Genomic DNA, 15,488 nt, shown 5'->3' on the forward strand with positions numbered 1-15,488 from the left:
CTATTGAGCTGCCAGAGATCCAAGTGCCTGAAACGATTTCTGTGCCGTCCTTGTAGACAACATATCTGTCAGGGTTAGCATCACTAGCAGTCCAGATTATGTTGTTACCTACTTCTCCTTGCTCATATACAATATCAGCTAGGGTGGTTAGGACGGGAACAATGTTGTCCACTACAACTACAATTACTGTGTCTCTGGCCAAATTGCCATAAAAATCAAACACAACAATCGTATAATCGTACAAACCAGGAAGTAACCCATCTACATTGACTGTCATTACATCTCCAGAAACCCAAACACCAGAAGCAATTTCTGTATCATCCTTGTAGATAATATAAGTGTCAGGATAAGAATCTGCAATAGTCCATGTTATGTTGTTACCTACTTCTCCTTGCTCATAGGTGATGTCAGAAGGACTAGTTAGAACAGGAGCAGTAGTATCTACAACAGTTACAATCACTGTATCTTCATCAGAATTGTTGGATGTGTCATAAACAACAACAACATACTCATATGAGCCAACCAAGAGTCCATCTACATTGATTACTATTGAGCTGCCAGAGATCCAAGTGCCTGAAACGATTTCTGTGCCGTCCTTGTAGACAACATATCTGTCAGGGTTATATTCTATAACAGTCCAAGTGATTCTATGGCCCGTGCTTTCTTCTGAGTAAGTGATATCAGAGGGATTGTTTAACTCAGGAACAGTCATATCTGCCCTCCACTTGAGCAAAGCAACATCATAACTTGCTCCAAAGCTTCTAGTGTATCCAAGTGCATAGAGATATGTTCCATCACCCCAGATAGAGTATCCACGGTCATAGCCCTGTCCGCTCCAAGTACGGTTCCAAACAATGTTTCCATCTGTGTCCCACTTGAGTAAGGCAAAGTCATAATCTCCTGCTCCATAGTTTCTAGTATCACCAAGAGTGTAGAGATAGGTTCCATTGCTCCAGATAGAGTACCCGTGATCATGGACTGTTCCTCCCCATGTGCGGTTCCAGAGAATGTTTCCATCTGTGTCCCATTTAACCAAGGCAAGATCAGAGTAAGTATGATAAGAACCTGTGACTCTTTCAGCGTTTCCAAGTGTGTAGAGATAGGTTCCATCGCCCCAGATAGAACGTCCCTGATCATAGCCCTGTCCACCCCATGTGCGGTTCCAGAGAATGTTTCCATCTGTGTCCCACTTGAGTAAGGCAAAGTCAGAAGAACCTGCTCCAAAACTTCTAGTGTCTCCAAGCGTATAGAGATAGGTTCCATTGCTCCAGATAGAGTATCCTTTGTCATTCTCTGATCCACCCCAAGTGCGGTTCCAAAGGATGTTTCCATCTGTGTCCCACTTGAGAAGAGCAAAATCATAAGAACCTGCTCCAAGGCTGTCAGTGTCTCCAAGCGTATAGAGATAGGTTCCATTACTCCAGATAGAGTACCCGTGATCATATTTCTGTCCACCCCATGTGTTACTCCACTCTATCTCTACATCAAAATCAGAAAAAGCTCTACTTACAGCAACTATTGATTCTTCAGCAACAACGCTCTTTGCTCGATAATCTACTACTACTGATTCTTTAGCAATAGCAATCTCTGCCTGATGACTTGTATCTTGTATTAAGACAAAAATCATCATAGTCGTCAAAAGCAAAACAATCGTTCCGCTTTTCATTCTTTTCGTGTTTATTTTAGAAATTATTCGTTTCAATATTATTAACTCCTTAGATTTTTTAAAAGAACTAGCCAAAGCTAACTTTTAAATGATCTAGTTATATTATGAAACAACAAAAAGGTGCTGTCAACACCCTTTAAAGGGTAAGTATGTAGACAAAGCAAGTAGCTTTATTTCTTAAAACTATCAATGATTATACTAACAACAAACCAAATCAGAACACATACAAATATAAATTTCAAAAGGTCAGCTAAGTTATTACTTAATTGGGGGAAAAACCGTCCTATTAAATAAGCTACAAAGAATAGCCCCACAAATACTGAAATTGCAATTATTTTATCTAAATTTTCCTTAAACCATTTCATATTTTTATTATAACCCAAAAAAAGTAATAAAACCTCTCTTCTCCCGTCATAAAAGTAAAGGGTTGTTTTTTTTCCACAGGGTTGGTATTGTTGTTATTACTTGTTATTAGGGTATAATTAAGATAATAGACACATCTTGAAGTAATAATATGACAGATAAATCAAAGTCTATTCAAGCCATTGAATTGGCAAGAAGGGTGCTTGAATCAGCGTACGGCAATCTCGGATTGCTGAAGTTTAATATTGAAACTCTTGAGCCTATTAATGGTGCTGTTGATGAAGAATCAAAAAATTGGAAATTGATTTGTACTTTCTATCAAACATTAGGCAGTAGAGAACCTTCACGTTATGAAATAATAATAGATTTAGAAAATAATACAGTTGCAATTAAACATTTAACTGCAGGTTCTCAAGAGGTGAAAACATTTGAAGTTGTACCTAAGGAAGAAAAAAAGGAATAGTTAATATCATAAAAATGATTTTAACAAATCTCTCAGACAAAAACTACGACAAAGATATTGTGCCATATATTAGAAATGGAGTGCTAATTGATACAAGCGTAATAAAAATCCTTATAGACGGACTGATAGAGATTAGATTTAAAAAGATTCTTAATCCTGAGTATGATAAACTCTTAAAATTTTTAAATCGTATTAAAATTCCTAATAGATGGAAATATCTTATTACTCCACACGTTCTTTCAGAAACTTGTGGTCATTTTTATGTAGACTACAATAAAAAGAAAAACTATAAAGCTATAGTAAAAGAGGTTTTACCAATACTAGAGAATATGGAAGAAAGAAATGCTGACAAAAAAGAAATTATTAATTTCATTAATCCAAGCAATCCGGTCATTGAAATAGGAGATTTGTCTATCTTTGTTGCAACAAAGAACGCTATCGATGTTTCTGATAAAATTGCGATTTTATCAAAAGATAGTGGGTTTAACAGCAAATACGAATACAATCAAGATGTTATGATTTTTGATTACGACACAATAGTATTAAATTCACCTTGGTAGAGCTTGACAAGGTTTCTTGATTAAAGTTAAAATAAATATAGTAAGAACATTCAATATTGTTTCCATTAGGAAACGGCGGATACGTGTCTTAACAAACCCTTTAGGGAGACAACTCTGTGGGTAGGTTAATACCAATCTACAGATGTTAAAGTCTGTGCGAATTCAAATTGAAAGATTTGGAAACTCACAGGGGTGTCCGCCTAAGGGGTTTTAGTTTATGGAATATACTTAATGATATAGGAAAGGTCGCGTAATTAAATAACATTGCAAAATAATATGGCAGTAAATAATGAGTATACAAAAGAATTGATTGAGGCCTACTTTAAAGGAGGAAATGCTAAAGACAAAAGCTATATGCAGATAGAACTAATTATGAAAGCTATCAAGAAAGTAGCAGAGGAAGAAGACAAAAGAGAATAACTACCTTAATCACTATCAGCTCCCAAAAGGGAGCTTTTGGGTTATAATAAAGAATATGAAAATTGATTTTTTAAGCATATTACTTATTGGGCTTCCTATTGCTTATTTGGTTTGGAAGTTTGATGAAATAAACAACAGATTGGATAATATAGAAGATGAGATAGCTGACTTGCAACCACCACGTGTTGATTGGAATCCATACATGATGGAAGATGAAGATGAAGACGAAGAATAATAGGATTTATTTTTACTTGCTTTAGCTACACACTTACCCTTTAAAGCTGAATCTCTAACCTTATTTTTATTACTTCCCTACTTCTTTTTTATGCTTATTTCGCCATTTTTCAATTTCTTTATGGTTACCAGACAATAAAACTTTTGGCACAAGCCATTTTTTAGAACTTTTTGCCTTAATTTTACCTTTAGGCTCAAAAACTTCTGGTCTTGTGTATTGAGGGTATTCAATAAATCCCTTTTCTTTTGTGATTCTTTCTTTTAACAATGCTGGTTTTCCTAAAACCCCAGGAATCAATCTTGAAACAGTTTCAAGAACCACCATTGATGGAAGCTCTCCTCCCATTAAATCATAATCGCCTATTGATAATTCCATATCAGCAATATGTTTTGCCACTCTTTCATCAACTCCTTCATAACGACCGCAAATCATAACAATCTGATCAAGCTTTGATAATTTATAAGCTGTTTGTTGATTAAACTTTTTTCCACGAGGCGTAAAAAGAATAATTTTTCTCTTATTCTTTTTAATCTTTGTTTTTTTTAAAATTTCCTTTATAGCTTTAAAAATTGGTTCAACTTTAAAAACCATTCCCAGTCCCCCGCCATAAGGCTTATCATCAACTGTCTGGTGATTATCAGTAGTCCATTTTCTTAAATTATGAACCCGAACTTTAATAAATTTCTTTTTTTGAGCCCTATCAATTAAACTCTCTTTTAAATAAGAGTTAAATATTTCTGGAAAAATTGTAATAATATCAAATTTAAGCATAATTTTAGTCTAACAAAAACAGCGCTACCAATATATTAGCACTGCTTTTGTTAGTAGTAAATCTACAAGGACGAGATTACAATTTCAAGTCACTTAATTCTTCACCAGCTGCTGGAGCTTTTCTTTCTCTAGTAGAACCTTCTGGCTCTTCGATCTTTAAGTTCACTCTAGCGTGATTCTTAAGACCGACGATTCGAACCAAGTTTCTAATAGCTCTGGCAGTTGATCCGGCCTTACCAATAATCTGACCCATGTCTTCAGGGTTTACTTTTAAAGAAAGTAAAACTCCCATTTCATCAACCTTGCGGTCAACTTTAACATCATCTGGATTATCAACTAAGGCTTTCACAATAAACTCTAAGAATTCCTTATCGTTTTGTTTAGTTGCCATATTATCAATCAATAATTTTTCATTCAGTAGCCCGACCTTTCAGCTTACCCCTCCATTAATCAATCGGAGAATCAGCTAATTAGATTAACGCTACTTGTCTAAAATTTTAATGGTTTTTAAGTATTTGTCAACTTTATTCTTTGTCTTTTTCTACCTTTTCCTTCATTTCTTTTTTCTCTTCCTTTACTTCTTCTTTCTTTTCTTTGACAGGTTTTTCTTCTGGTTTAGATTCTTCTTTGGGTTCTTCTTTTTTCTCTTCAACAGGTTTCTCCTCTACTTTCTCCTCTTTCAGCTCTTTTACCTCTTTTTTAACCTCTGCATCTGCAATTGACTCTTGTTTTTTCTCTTCAGGTTTTTCTGGTTTAGATTCTGACTCTTTTTCCTTTTCAGACTTAACTTCCTCTTTTTTCTCCTCTTTTTTAACTTCTGCTGCAGACTTTTCTTCAGCTGGCTTTTCCTCTTTTTTCTTTGATTTTTTATGTTTAGCTATTTTTTTACCCTCAATAATCTTTTCTGAAATCAATAAATTATGAATAGTTTCTGAAGGCTGCGCTCCAACTGAAAGCCAATACTTAATTCTATCTTTTTTTAATCCTTTTTGTTTAATTAAAGGATTCCAAAAACCAACCTCTTCAACGAAACGACCGCTTCTAGGAGGGTTTTTTTTATCAGTTACAACAATCTTAAATGCTGGCTGATTCTTTTTGCCTATTCTAAATAATCTAATGACTAACATGTTTAGTTTTCAGCTTCTAATGCGTTTTGGGCTGCTTGCTCTTCTGCTTCTTGTTTAGAAGAACCTTCACCCTTAGCTATTAATTTCTTTTCTAAATAAACACCTATAACAAAGTTTTTATCATGGTCAGGCCCCCATTCTTTTAATACTTTGTAAGTTGGGGTAATCCCTATTTTTTCCTGTGTCTGTTCCTGAAATCTTGATTTAGCATCTTTATAAAGTCCTTTTTCAAGAATATTAGGCAGTTCTTTCATTAAATACTTTTTAATAAATTTCTTAGTAGCGTCGTAACCTTGGTCAAGATAAATTGCTCCAATAATTGCTTCAAAAACATTAGCTAAAATATATTTTCTTGCCTTGCCAGCTTCTTTTGATTGCCCTTTTGATAAAAGAAGAAAATCACTAAACTTTAATTCCTTAGCAATTCTTGACAATATTTTTGAATTAACTAAAGCTGCTCTCCAGTTAGTAAGCTCTCCTTCTGCCTTATCGGGATAACTAAGATACAAGTCTTCAGTAACAACTAATTCTAACACAGCATCGCCTAAAAATTCCAGTCTTTCATTATGATGTAAATGAAAGTCTGGATTTTCATTTAAATAAGATCTGTGGACAAATGCTTGTGTTAATAAATCTTTATTTTTAAATTTTAAATTTAGTTTTTTTTCTAAAATTGGAAAATCTTTCACAAATTCTTAGCTAGTAGTTAGTAGTTGGCAGTTAGGAATAATTTTTTAAGAAACCGAACTGCCATTTACCAATCACCAACTTAATATTAATTATTTTTTCTTTTTTTCTTGTTTACCTTTTTTCATGTCTTCCTCATAACCAGGAAGGTTTTTATATACAGTTCCTAATACTCCATTTATAAATTTGCCTGAATTCTCACCCCCAAATGACTTTGCAAGCTCAATTGCTTCATTAATAGCAACTTTTGGAGGAACAGCTTTTTTATCTTCGTATAAAAGTTCGTAAATTCCAAGTCTTAAAATATTTCTATCAACAATTGAAATCTGAGTAATCGGCCACTGAGGAGCAGCTGTTTTTATAATATTATCAACCTCTTCTAAATGCTTTATCACTCCAGTTACAAGCTCCCAAATAAAGTTTTTATCCTCTAATCCAGGACCAAACTCTTCAAGATTTCTCTCAACAATAATGTTTAAATCCACTTTTTTGTTAGAAAAATCCCATTCATATAATGACTGCATTGCTATCGAACGAGAAAGATGACGGCTAGCCATGAATTAAATTGTTAAATAGTTAATTATTTTTTAGACAAAGTTTTCCAGTCTAATGGTTTCTTCGCAGGTACTTCTTGTGTCTCTTCCTTAGCTTTCATTTCTTTTTCCTTTGCTTTTCTTTCCTTTTTATCTAATTTAGCCAAAACATCAATAACTTGATTGTCTTTATAATACCCACAAGATAAACAAGCACTGTGGGATAATCTTAAAACCCCGCATCTTGGACATTTGGTTAAACCGGGCTCCTTTAAAAAAATATGCAGTCTTCTCTTGTCTCTTTTTGATTTTGTACCTCTTTTCTTAGGAACAGCCATAATCCAATAAGTTTAAGCTAATATTAATGAAATTGCAAGTAAAATTAACTGTATTTTATCACTGGTTTAAAGGTTTTTCTATGAAGCTTACAAGGACCCAATTCAGCTAAAACTGCTATGTGCTTTCTTGTTCCATACCCTTTATGGCTAAAAAAACCGTATTCGGGGTATTTTCTATGGTGTCGTCTCATCAATCTGTCCCGGCTCACCTTGGCAATAATTGAAGCTGCAGCGCAAGAAAAAACCTTATTATCAGCTTTAATAATTGATTTCTGACCCACATCTAAATCAAGCTTTATTCTTCCATCTAAAATTAGGAAGTCGGCTTTTTGGCCAAGTTTTTTTTCTAAATTCTTCACCGCTCTTTTCATGGCTAGTTTTGTAGCTTGTAGAACATTTATTCCATCAACAACTCTTTCAGAAGCCCTGCCTATCCCCCATTGAATCTGTTTGTGATTTATAAGGACGTCATAAAACTCTTCTCTTTGTTTTGGAGTTAGTTTTTTTGAATCTCTTATCTTCAGCATTTGGATTTTAGATTTTGGCATTTTATAAACAACAACAGCACAGGCAAATACTGGTCCTGCTAAAGGTCCTCTTCCTGCCTCATCTATCCCAACCACAATCTTAAATCTCTTTTTCCATAATCTTTTCTCTTCAGAAAAATTTGGGTATCTCATTCTTCCATTATAATACAAAAACCGCTCAATAATGAGCAGTCTTTGTTAATCTTCTTTTTTCAGATCACAATATGTAATTATGAGCTTAAAAATGGAGATTAAGAGAGAAAGTTGGCTGATTAGCTGGTGGTTATTCTATGTTAGTAATTTTAATTTTCTACGCGCGCTATCAGGCAAATCTGGACAGCATTTTTCTATGTACACTGAAAAAGCTTCTCTGAGTTTTTCTTCATAAGGAGTTTCAGGTTCTTTTTGAACGTTCCAATATTCGTCACTTGTGTATTCTCTGACGAATATTTGCTGGCTTTTATTTCCTATCATTTCAAATACCTTTCCTTGATATTTGAACCTTGTTTTCATTTCCCCTATTAGGAACGATTCTACAATTTCGATTTTTGTTTCTTTTTCTGTTTGAGTCATTTAGTTTTTCAACTACTGACCACCTTGTTCATCAGGCAGCCAAATCTATCTATCATTGTTTGATAAACAAATTTGGCTACCCAATTTCTTTCTCTCTTTTATAAATTTCAAAGAACTAATTATGCTTAAATTATAACAAACAATTTATGATTTGTCAAACATAAACTATGGAATTTGACTCACTTCAGGAGAAAAAGTAAAATGATTTAATTATGTCAAAATTTACTCACCTCCATGTCCATAGTCACTATTCTCTTTTAGATGGTCTACCAAAAATCGATGAGCTTTTGGATTATACAAAAAAACTTGGCATGGATTCCATTGCTATAACTGACCACGGTGTTTTGTATAGTGCGGTTGAATTCTTCAAAAAAGCAAAAAAATATGGAGTAAAACCAATAATAGGTTGTGAGGCATATACTGCTTTTGAATCAATGAACCAGAAAAGACCGCATATTGATAATAAGATATATCATTTAATTCTTCTTGCCAAAAACAAAGTTGGCTATAAAAACCTGGTAAAACTTATTACAAAAGCTCATTTAGAAGGTTTTTATTACAAGCCAAGAATTGATGACGAACTTTTAGCTAAACATTCTGAAGGATTAATTGGCTTGTCGGCATGTATAAAAGGCAGAATTCCTCAACTAATCTTAGAAAACAAGCTGAAAGAAGCAAAAGAAAAAGCCTTAAAGTATAAAAAGATATTTGAAAAGGATAGTTTTTATTTAGAGATCCAACATCATTCTAAAATACCAGAGCAGCAAAAAGCAAATGAAGTTTTAATATCTCTTTCAAAAGAATTAAAAATTCCTTTAGTAGCAACAAATGACAGCCATTATTTGAGAGCAGAAGATGCTGACGCCCAAGACACTTTAATGCTTATCAACACTGGTGCTGATCCTAATGACCCTGAAAGAATGACAATCAAAGCAGATGATTTCTCAATAAAACCACCTGCGCAAATGGCCAAAGAATTTAAAGATGTTCCAGAGGCAATTGATAACACTCAGAAAATAGCTGAGCTTTGCAATTTTGAATTTAAGCTTGGCCAAATCAGACTTCCTAGATTTCAAACACCAAACAAACAAACTCCCCAAGATTATTTGAGAGAGCTTTGTAAAACAGGATTAAAGAAAAAATATGGTCCTTTGCCCAGCAAAGAAATCAAAGAAAGATTAAATTATGAACTGGAAATGATTAATAAAATGGGCTTTACTGCATATTTTTTAATTGTTGCTGATTTTGTTAACTGGGCAAAAGAAAAAAGAATTGTTGTAGGTCCAGGCAGAGGATCAGTGGCAGGCTCTTTAGTTTCTTATCTGTTGAATATCACAAGTATTGATCCATTAAAATATAATCTTCTTTTTGAAAGATTTTTGAACCCAGCACGTATTTCAATGCCAGATATTGATTTAGATTTTGCTGACAGAAGAAGAGATGAAGTAATTAATTATGTTACTGAAAAATATGGCAAAGATAAAGTTGCCCAGATTATCACATTTGGAACAATGGCAGCCAGAGCTGTTATAAGAGATGTAGGAAGAGCTTTAAGTTATAGTTATAGCTATTGTGATCAGATTGCAAAAATGATTCCTTTTGGCTTTACGTTAGACAATACTTTGTCAAAAGTTCCTGAGTTCCGTCAGCTTTATGAAACAGACCAAAAAGCTGAGAAACTAATTAACTTGGCAAAAAAACTAGAAGGAGTGGCCCGCCACGCTTCAACTCATGCCTGTGGAGTAGTGATTTCAGCTGAACCATTAGATAATGTCGTTCCTTTGCAGCATCCTACCCAGAATCATGAGGAAATTGTAACTCAATATGAAATGCATGCCATTGAAGATTTGGGACTTTTAAAAATGGACTTTTTAGGATTAAAAAATTTAACAATTATTGAAGATACGCTGGCAAAAATTTATGTGATTCACAAAAAAAAGATTGATATTGAAAATCTTCCTTTAAACGACAGGCAAACTTACAAACTATTTCAAAAAGGGAAAACAATTGGTGTATTTCAGTTAGAGTCTAGCGGTATGCAGCGCTACTTAAAACAATTAAAACCTGATGAATTCAATGATATTGTGGTGATGCTTGCTCTTTATAGGCCTGGTCCAATGTCTTTGATTCCTGAATATATTTCAAGAAAAAGAGGACAGAGCAGGATTGAATATCTGCACCCCAAATTAAAAAATATTTTAAAAGAAACCTATGGATTACTTGTTTATCAAGAAAGCATAATGCTTATTGCTCAAACACTGGCTGGATTTAGTTTGGCTGAAGCAGATATTTTACGAAAAGCTGTTGGGAAAAAAATTGAAAAATTACTTCTTGAACAAAAAGAAAAATTAATTCAAGGAATGAAGAAAAATAATATTCAAGAAAATATAGCAAGAAAAATCTGGGAATGGATTTTACCCTTTGCACACTATGGTTTTAACAAAAGTCATAGCGTAGCTTATGCTACTATTGCTTATCAAACCGCTTATTTAAAAACCCATTATCCAATTGAATTTATGTCAGCTCTTTTAACTTCAGAAAAAGCTGATGTTGAAAGAATTGGTTTTGTTATTGATGAATGTAAAAATATGGGGATTGAAGTGCTGGCTCCTGATATAAATGAAAGCTGGAGACATTTTAGTGTTATACCTCATAAAAAACAAATTCGTTTCGGCTTGTTTGCAATTAAAAATGTTGGCGAAGGAATTACCAATACGATTGTAGCTGAAAGAAAAGAAAACGGACCATATACTTCGATTAATGACTTTATAACAAGAATTAATACAAAAGATTTAAATAAAAAATCATTGCAAAGTCTAATTAAGGCTGGAGCTTTTGATAAGTTTATAGAAAGAAACCAGCTTCTTTTTAACTTAGAAAGACTGCTAGAGTGGAATAGAGAGAACCAAAAAATGAAAGAAAATGGACAAATCGGCCTCTTTGATACAGTTTTAGCGCCAGCAAAAATTAAGCTTGAAACAACAGAAGTGGCTACTAAAAGTGAAAAACTTAGTTGGGAAAAAGAACTTTTAGGTCTTTTTGTAAGCGCCCACCCCCTAGAAGATTACAAGAATATTTTAGATAAAAAAACAACTAAAATATCAAATTTAAGCACTGTTCAAACTCGTGGAAGCATTAAAATAGGAGGCATAATTTCAAAGATTAAAAAAATAATGACCAAAAATGGAAGGCCAATGCTTTTTATGAGCATTGAAGATTTATCTGATAAAATTGAAGTAGTAGTATTTCCATCAATCATGGAAAAAAAGTCGGCTCTATTTAAAGAAAATAAAATAGTTTTTGTTTCTGGAAGAATAAGCTCTAAAAGCACTACTCCAAAAATAATCTGCGAAGATATTGAAGAAATTATTGAAGCTTGACAATAGTTTTTGAAAATTCTAAATTTAAAACATGTTAAGCATTAATAGAAAACTTAACACAACAACTACAACCTCTTTTAGGCGAGGCTAGGCCTTAAGTTTTTAAAATATTTAAGAACTAGCCTCTTTAAAAGAGGTTTTTGTTTTATTAGTCGAAAAAATATATAATTAGATAAGTAAACAAAATAATATGTTAAAAAAAGAAAATAAAAATCTAGGAGTAATGCGCCACAGCGCTGAACACGTTCTAACTCAGGTAATGATAAAACTCTACCCAGGCCTTAAAATGGCAATGGGCCCTGCTACTGAAGATGGGTTTTATTTTGATTTTGATTATTCCAAACAAATTAATGAAAAAGATTTTCCAAAAATTAAAAAAGAGATGCAGAAAATCATTAACAAAAACCTGCCTTTTAAAAAACAGGTTATAGAAGTTTCTGAAGCCAGAAAACTCTTTCCTAATAATCCTTATAAACAAGAATGGCTGGATGAAATAGCGCAAAGAAAAGAAAAAGCAGTGATTTACAGAACTGGAGATGAATTCACTGACTTGTGCGGAGGTCCTCATGTTAAATCTACTGGCAAAATTGGAGCTTTTAAGCTTTTATCTGTTGCTGGAGCTTATTGGCATGGAGATGAAAAGAATAAAATGTTAACCAGGATTTATGGCACTGCTTTTGAAACAAAGAAGGAGCTAGATGAATATATTAAAATGCAAGAAGATGCTAAAAAAAGAGACCACAGAAAATTAGGCAAAAAACTAGATCTATTTATTTTTGCAGAAGAAGTGGGGCCAGGACTGCCTCTTCTTACTGAGAAAGGTGCTACTATCAGACGAAAGCTTGAAAGATTTATAATTGATGAAGAAATTAAAAGAGGGTACAAGCATGTTTACACTCCTGATTTAGCTAAGGTTAAACTTTACGAGATCTCTGGTCATTATCCATATTACAAAGACACTATGTATCCTGTTATGAAGGTTGATGAAGATGAATTGATTTTAAGACCAATGTCCTGTCCTCATCATTTTATGCTTTTTAAAAGCAAACCAAGAAGTTATAAAGAACTTCCTCTTAAAATTGCTGAAGTGGCCAAACTATATCGTTATGAAAAGTCAGGAGAATTAACAGGGCTAATGAGAGTAAGAAGCTTTTGCTTGGCTGACTCCCATATTTTCTGCAGAAATGATCAAGCAGCTTCAGTGATAAAAGAAGTCATTGATCTCATAAACTTTGTGGCAAAAACACTAAAGTTAAAAAAAGGTGAAGATTATTGGTTTAGGTTGTCGCTTGGCGATCCAAAGAATAAGAAAAAATATTATGATGATCCTAAAAATTGGAAGCAAGGAGAAAAGATTCTTAAAAACGTGCTTGAAAAAATGAAGGCTCCTTATGTTATTGCTAAAGACGAAGCTGTTTTCTATGGCCCTAAAATTGATGTCCAAATGAAAAATGTGGCAGGCAAAGAAGATACTGCTTTTACTGTTCAGTATGATTTCTGCATGCCGGCTCGCTTTAAACTACAATACATTAACGAAAAAGGTAAAAAAGAACAGCCAATAGTGATTCACAGGTCTTCTATTGGATCACTGGAACGTACTATGGCATTTTTAATTGAACACTATGCAGGAAACTTTCCTCTCTGGCTGGCTCCTGAACAAATCTGGGTTATTCCAGTTGGAGTTAAGCATAAAAAATATGCTGAAAACATTGCCAAAGAATTAGCTGAAAATGATTTCAGATATCAGTTAAAAGATGAAAATGAAAGTGTTTCTAAAAAGATAAGAAATGGTGAAATACAGAGAATCCCCTATTTATTAGTTATTGGAGATGAAGAATCAAAATCAAAATCAGTAAGAATAAGAAATAAAGGGAAAGACTTGGGGAAAATTAAATTGACAGAGTTTATCAAAAAAGCGAAAATAGAAATTGAAAAATATAAATAATCTAAATAGGTTTAACAGGCAAAACTAAAAATGTTTAGTTTAGCTCTAATTTATCTGTTTATAATTCTCAAACATGTCTAAACTAGCTAAATATTTAACTATTAGTTTGGTGGTTTTCTTATTGGGAATGACAACTAGTTTTGTTATTGCCGATGAAGAAACAGTAATTTCTGAAGAAGCTCAGCAAGAAATTGAGTTAGATGAAGATGTTCAGCCAGCTGATTTAGAAATCAGCCCGCCTACTATTTTACCTGACAGTCCCTTTTATTTTTTTAAAAATTTGGGAAGAGGAATTAGGACTTTCTTTACTTTTAATCCACTAGCTAAAACAGAGCTAAGAGAAGGATTTGCCAATGAGAAGTTAATGGAACTTAAAAAAATGGTTGAAATGAATAAAAATCCTCAAGCCATAAAAAAAGCTACTGAAAGCTATGAGAATGAAATTAAAACAGTAAAAATATTTGCAGAAAGAATCAAAGTCACTGCCCAGGAAAATGAACAAGTGGGAAACTTCCTAGATAAATACATTCAACAACAGCTACTGCACCAAAGAGTTCTTGAAAAGCTTGAAGAACAAGTTCCTGCTGAGGCTTTTGAAAAAATAAAAGCAGCCAGAGAAGAACATTTAGAAAGATTTAGAGACGTAATGGTCAATCTTGAAGATGAAGACAAGATTCCTGAAAGATTAGAAAAGAATTTGAATCTAATAAAAGGTGGTGATTTTAAAGAGTTCAAAAACTTAACAATACTTGATGCATTAAAAGAAAAACTTCCTGAAAACATCAGAATAAGAATTGAAGAGAAAAAAGAAGGAATGCTTGAGAGTTTCAGGAAAAGACTGGAGAATCTTCCTGAACAACGTCAGGAAAGGCTTCAAGAATATATCGGAAAAATAAGTGGAGATAAAATAAAACATTTGGATATTATAAATTCTCTTGAAGGAGGAGAGCTTTCAGAAAAACTCAGGACCGTAATTGAAAGGGTAAGAGAAAAAAGCATTGAAGGAATAACAGACAACTATCAGGGAACAATAACAAAAGAAAAGGCAGAGGCAGTAATTAAAGAAGCTCAAAGTTTGCTGGGGAAAATAACAAATATCATTACAGAAAAAAATGCCACCATACAAGAAATACCTGATGCGTTTCGATTAGTTCAAGAGGCTGAGAAAAAACTAACACTGACTAAACAAGAGTTTGAGCAAGGAAATTATGGTAAAGCATATGGCCAGGCAATAGCTGCCAGATCTTTAGCTGAAAATGCTATTAGAATTATGAAGATTAGAGCTGGATACCAAGACAACAGCGCAACAGGATCTTTAGTTTGCTCTGACATTACAACTCCAGTTTGTGGGAAGGATGGAAAAACATATAGAAACATATGTGAAGCAAAGAGAAATACAGCAGAAATTGTTCATCGTGGAGAATGTAAAACCAATATTGTGTGTGCCAGAGAAGGTGAAAAAGTCAACAGAAACCCAATTTTAGGAACAGTTGAAGAACACTGCTGTGAAGGACTAGAAGAAATAAGAGCAACTAAATCCTATAGCATCTGTAAGAAACCTGGTGTTTCTTTTGAGTGCAGGGAAGACATAGACTGTCCTTTGTCCCGCTGTTTAACAAGCATAGATTCAACTTCAAAATGCGTTGAAGGAAAATGTGTTATTCCTCACTGTGAAGAACCAGTAGTTTGTATTCAAGTTATTACTCCTGCTAAAAACCGAACAACAGGAGAATGTAAAATCTTCTCAACCCCTTGTGATGTTCCAAGTGGATGGATCAAAGATGCTTCCTGTGGAATTCTGCGATTACAGCAAAAAATAGAATCTCAATTATAAACCAAGATAGAGGCTGATCAATAAACAGAGAGCTGATTAAAAAAAACAGCCTTGAATAGGGCTGTT

Annotated in this window: 15 protein-coding genes and 1 pseudogene; 7 read left to right on the top strand and 9 right to left on the bottom strand. The window is 33.5% G+C overall.

Features of this window, described 5'->3' with window-relative positions; genetic code table 11:
* The coding region (locus tag KJI70_00790) for a hypothetical protein (protein MCP6718072.1) at positions 1 to 1,666 on the bottom strand (1,666 nt) is incomplete at its 3' end.
* 514 nt (positions 1,667 to 2,180) lie between these two features.
* On the opposite strand from KJI70_00790, the gene KJI70_00795 reads away from it, so the two are divergent.
* The 4 genes from KJI70_00795 to KJI70_00810 all read left to right on the top strand — a co-directional run bounded on the left by KJI70_00795 (position 2,181) and on the right by KJI70_00810 (position 3,707).
* Positions 2,181 to 2,492 carry a hypothetical protein gene (locus tag KJI70_00795; GenBank protein ID MCP6718073.1) on the top strand — a complete coding sequence of 104 codons (312 nt, stop codon included), beginning with the start codon at positions 2,181 to 2,183 and terminating at the stop codon, positions 2,490 to 2,492.
* Positions 2,493 to 2,506: 14 nt separating this feature from the next.
* Complete coding sequence (locus KJI70_00800; GenBank protein MCP6718074.1) at positions 2,507 to 3,052, top strand: hypothetical protein; 546 nt, start codon at positions 2,507 to 2,509, stop codon at positions 3,050 to 3,052.
* Between the two features lie 276 nt (positions 3,053 to 3,328).
* Complete coding sequence (locus tag KJI70_00805; GenBank protein ID MCP6718075.1) at positions 3,329 to 3,472, top strand: hypothetical protein; 144 nt, start codon at positions 3,329 to 3,331, stop codon at positions 3,470 to 3,472.
* Positions 3,473 to 3,527: 55 nt separating this feature from the next.
* Positions 3,528 to 3,707, top strand: a complete 180-nt coding sequence (locus KJI70_00810) for a hypothetical protein (GenBank protein ID MCP6718076.1) — start codon at positions 3,528 to 3,530, stop codon at positions 3,705 to 3,707.
* Between the two features lie 69 nt (positions 3,708 to 3,776).
* Here the strand turns inward: KJI70_00810 and trmD are convergent, their stop codons facing one another.
* The 8 genes and pseudogenes from trmD to KJI70_00850 all read right to left on the bottom strand — a co-directional run bounded on the left by trmD (position 3,777) and on the right by KJI70_00850 (position 8,263).
* Positions 3,777 to 4,478 carry a tRNA (guanosine(37)-N1)-methyltransferase TrmD gene (trmD, locus tag KJI70_00815; protein ID MCP6718077.1) on the bottom strand — a complete coding sequence of 234 codons (702 nt, stop codon included), beginning with the start codon at positions 4,476 to 4,478 and terminating at the stop codon, positions 3,777 to 3,779.
* Positions 4,479 to 4,554: 76 nt separating this feature from the next.
* The gene (locus tag KJI70_00820; GenBank protein ID MCP6718078.1) at positions 4,555 to 4,869 is read right to left on the bottom strand and encodes a KH domain-containing protein; all 315 of its coding nucleotides are present in this window, start codon (positions 4,867 to 4,869) and stop codon (positions 4,555 to 4,557) included.
* Between the two features lie 133 nt (positions 4,870 to 5,002).
* On the bottom strand, positions 5,003 to 5,605 hold the full coding sequence (gene rpsP, locus KJI70_00825) for a 30S ribosomal protein S16 (protein MCP6718079.1): 603 nt from the start codon (positions 5,603 to 5,605) through the stop codon (positions 5,003 to 5,005).
* A 2-nt stretch (positions 5,606 to 5,607) separates the two neighbouring features.
* Positions 5,608 to 6,294, bottom strand: a complete 687-nt coding sequence (rnc, locus tag KJI70_00830; GenBank protein ID MCP6718080.1) for a ribonuclease III — start codon at positions 6,292 to 6,294, stop codon at positions 5,608 to 5,610.
* Positions 6,295 to 6,384: 90 nt separating this feature from the next.
* Positions 6,385 to 6,849 carry a transcription antitermination factor NusB gene (gene nusB / locus KJI70_00835; protein MCP6718081.1) on the bottom strand — a complete coding sequence of 155 codons (465 nt, stop codon included), beginning with the start codon at positions 6,847 to 6,849 and terminating at the stop codon, positions 6,385 to 6,387.
* Positions 6,850 to 6,986: 137 nt separating this feature from the next.
* Positions 6,987 to 7,163: pseudogene (rpmF, locus tag KJI70_00840) on the bottom strand (50S ribosomal protein L32).
* Between the two features lie 44 nt (positions 7,164 to 7,207).
* Positions 7,208 to 7,843, bottom strand: coding sequence for a ribonuclease HII (locus tag KJI70_00845; GenBank protein MCP6718082.1), 636 nt, complete (start codon positions 7,841 to 7,843; stop codon positions 7,208 to 7,210).
* A gap of 135 nt (positions 7,844 to 7,978) precedes the next feature.
* Positions 7,979 to 8,263, bottom strand: a complete 285-nt coding sequence (locus KJI70_00850; protein ID MCP6718083.1) for a hypothetical protein — start codon at positions 8,261 to 8,263, stop codon at positions 7,979 to 7,981.
* 212 nt (positions 8,264 to 8,475) lie between these two features.
* Here KJI70_00850 and KJI70_00855 point away from each other — a divergent pair, with 212 nt between their 5' ends.
* The 3 genes from KJI70_00855 (at position 8,476) to KJI70_00865 (ending at position 15,422) form a co-directional block, all read left to right on the top strand.
* Positions 8,476 to 11,643, top strand: a complete 3,168-nt coding sequence (locus tag KJI70_00855) for a DNA polymerase III subunit alpha (protein MCP6718084.1) — start codon at positions 8,476 to 8,478, stop codon at positions 11,641 to 11,643.
* Between the two features lie 190 nt (positions 11,644 to 11,833).
* Positions 11,834 to 13,588: a threonine--tRNA ligase gene (gene thrS, locus KJI70_00860; GenBank protein ID MCP6718085.1), complete on the top strand. Its 1,755-nt coding sequence runs from the start codon at positions 11,834 to 11,836 to the stop codon at positions 13,586 to 13,588.
* Between the two features lie 73 nt (positions 13,589 to 13,661).
* Positions 13,662 to 15,422, top strand: a complete 1,761-nt coding sequence (locus KJI70_00865) for a DUF5667 domain-containing protein (GenBank protein MCP6718086.1) — start codon at positions 13,662 to 13,664, stop codon at positions 15,420 to 15,422.
* The last annotated feature ends 66 nt before the right edge of the window (positions 15,423 to 15,488 follow it).

The sequence above is a fragment of the Patescibacteria group bacterium genome (assembly GCA_024238995.1).
Classification (GTDB): Bacteria; Patescibacteriota; Minisyncoccia; order Minisyncoccales; family JANBVM01; genus JANBVL01.

Excerpts from the sequence above, each read along its gene's own strand:
- KJI70_00795 (MCP6718073.1), top strand. The coding sequence starts at position 2,181 with ATGACAGATAAATCAAAGTCTATTCAAGCCATTGAATTGGCAAGAAGG.
- KJI70_00800 (MCP6718074.1), top strand. The coding sequence starts at position 2,507 with ATGATTTTAACAAATCTCTCAGACAAAAACTACGACAAAGATATTGTG.
- KJI70_00805 (MCP6718075.1), top strand. The coding sequence starts at position 3,329 with ATGGCAGTAAATAATGAGTATACAAAAGAATTGATTGAGGCCTACTTT.
- KJI70_00810 (MCP6718076.1), top strand. The coding sequence starts at position 3,528 with ATGAAAATTGATTTTTTAAGCATATTACTTATTGGGCTTCCTATTGCT.
- trmD (MCP6718077.1), bottom strand. The coding sequence starts at position 4,478 with ATGCTTAAATTTGATATTATTACAATTTTTCCAGAAATATTTAACTCT.
- KJI70_00820 (MCP6718078.1), bottom strand. The coding sequence starts at position 4,869 with ATGGCAACTAAACAAAACGATAAGGAATTCTTAGAGTTTATTGTGAAA.
- rpsP (MCP6718079.1), bottom strand. The coding sequence starts at position 5,605 with ATGTTAGTCATTAGATTATTTAGAATAGGCAAAAAGAATCAGCCAGCA.
- nusB (MCP6718081.1), bottom strand. The coding sequence starts at position 6,849 with ATGGCTAGCCGTCATCTTTCTCGTTCGATAGCAATGCAGTCATTATAT.
- KJI70_00845 (MCP6718082.1), bottom strand. The coding sequence starts at position 7,843 with ATGAGATACCCAAATTTTTCTGAAGAGAAAAGATTATGGAAAAAGAGA.
- KJI70_00850 (MCP6718083.1), bottom strand. The coding sequence starts at position 8,263 with ATGACTCAAACAGAAAAAGAAACAAAAATCGAAATTGTAGAATCGTTC.
- KJI70_00855 (MCP6718084.1), top strand. The coding sequence starts at position 8,476 with ATGTCAAAATTTACTCACCTCCATGTCCATAGTCACTATTCTCTTTTA.
- thrS (MCP6718085.1), top strand. The coding sequence starts at position 11,834 with ATGTTAAAAAAAGAAAATAAAAATCTAGGAGTAATGCGCCACAGCGCT.
- KJI70_00865 (MCP6718086.1), top strand. The coding sequence starts at position 13,662 with ATGTCTAAACTAGCTAAATATTTAACTATTAGTTTGGTGGTTTTCTTA.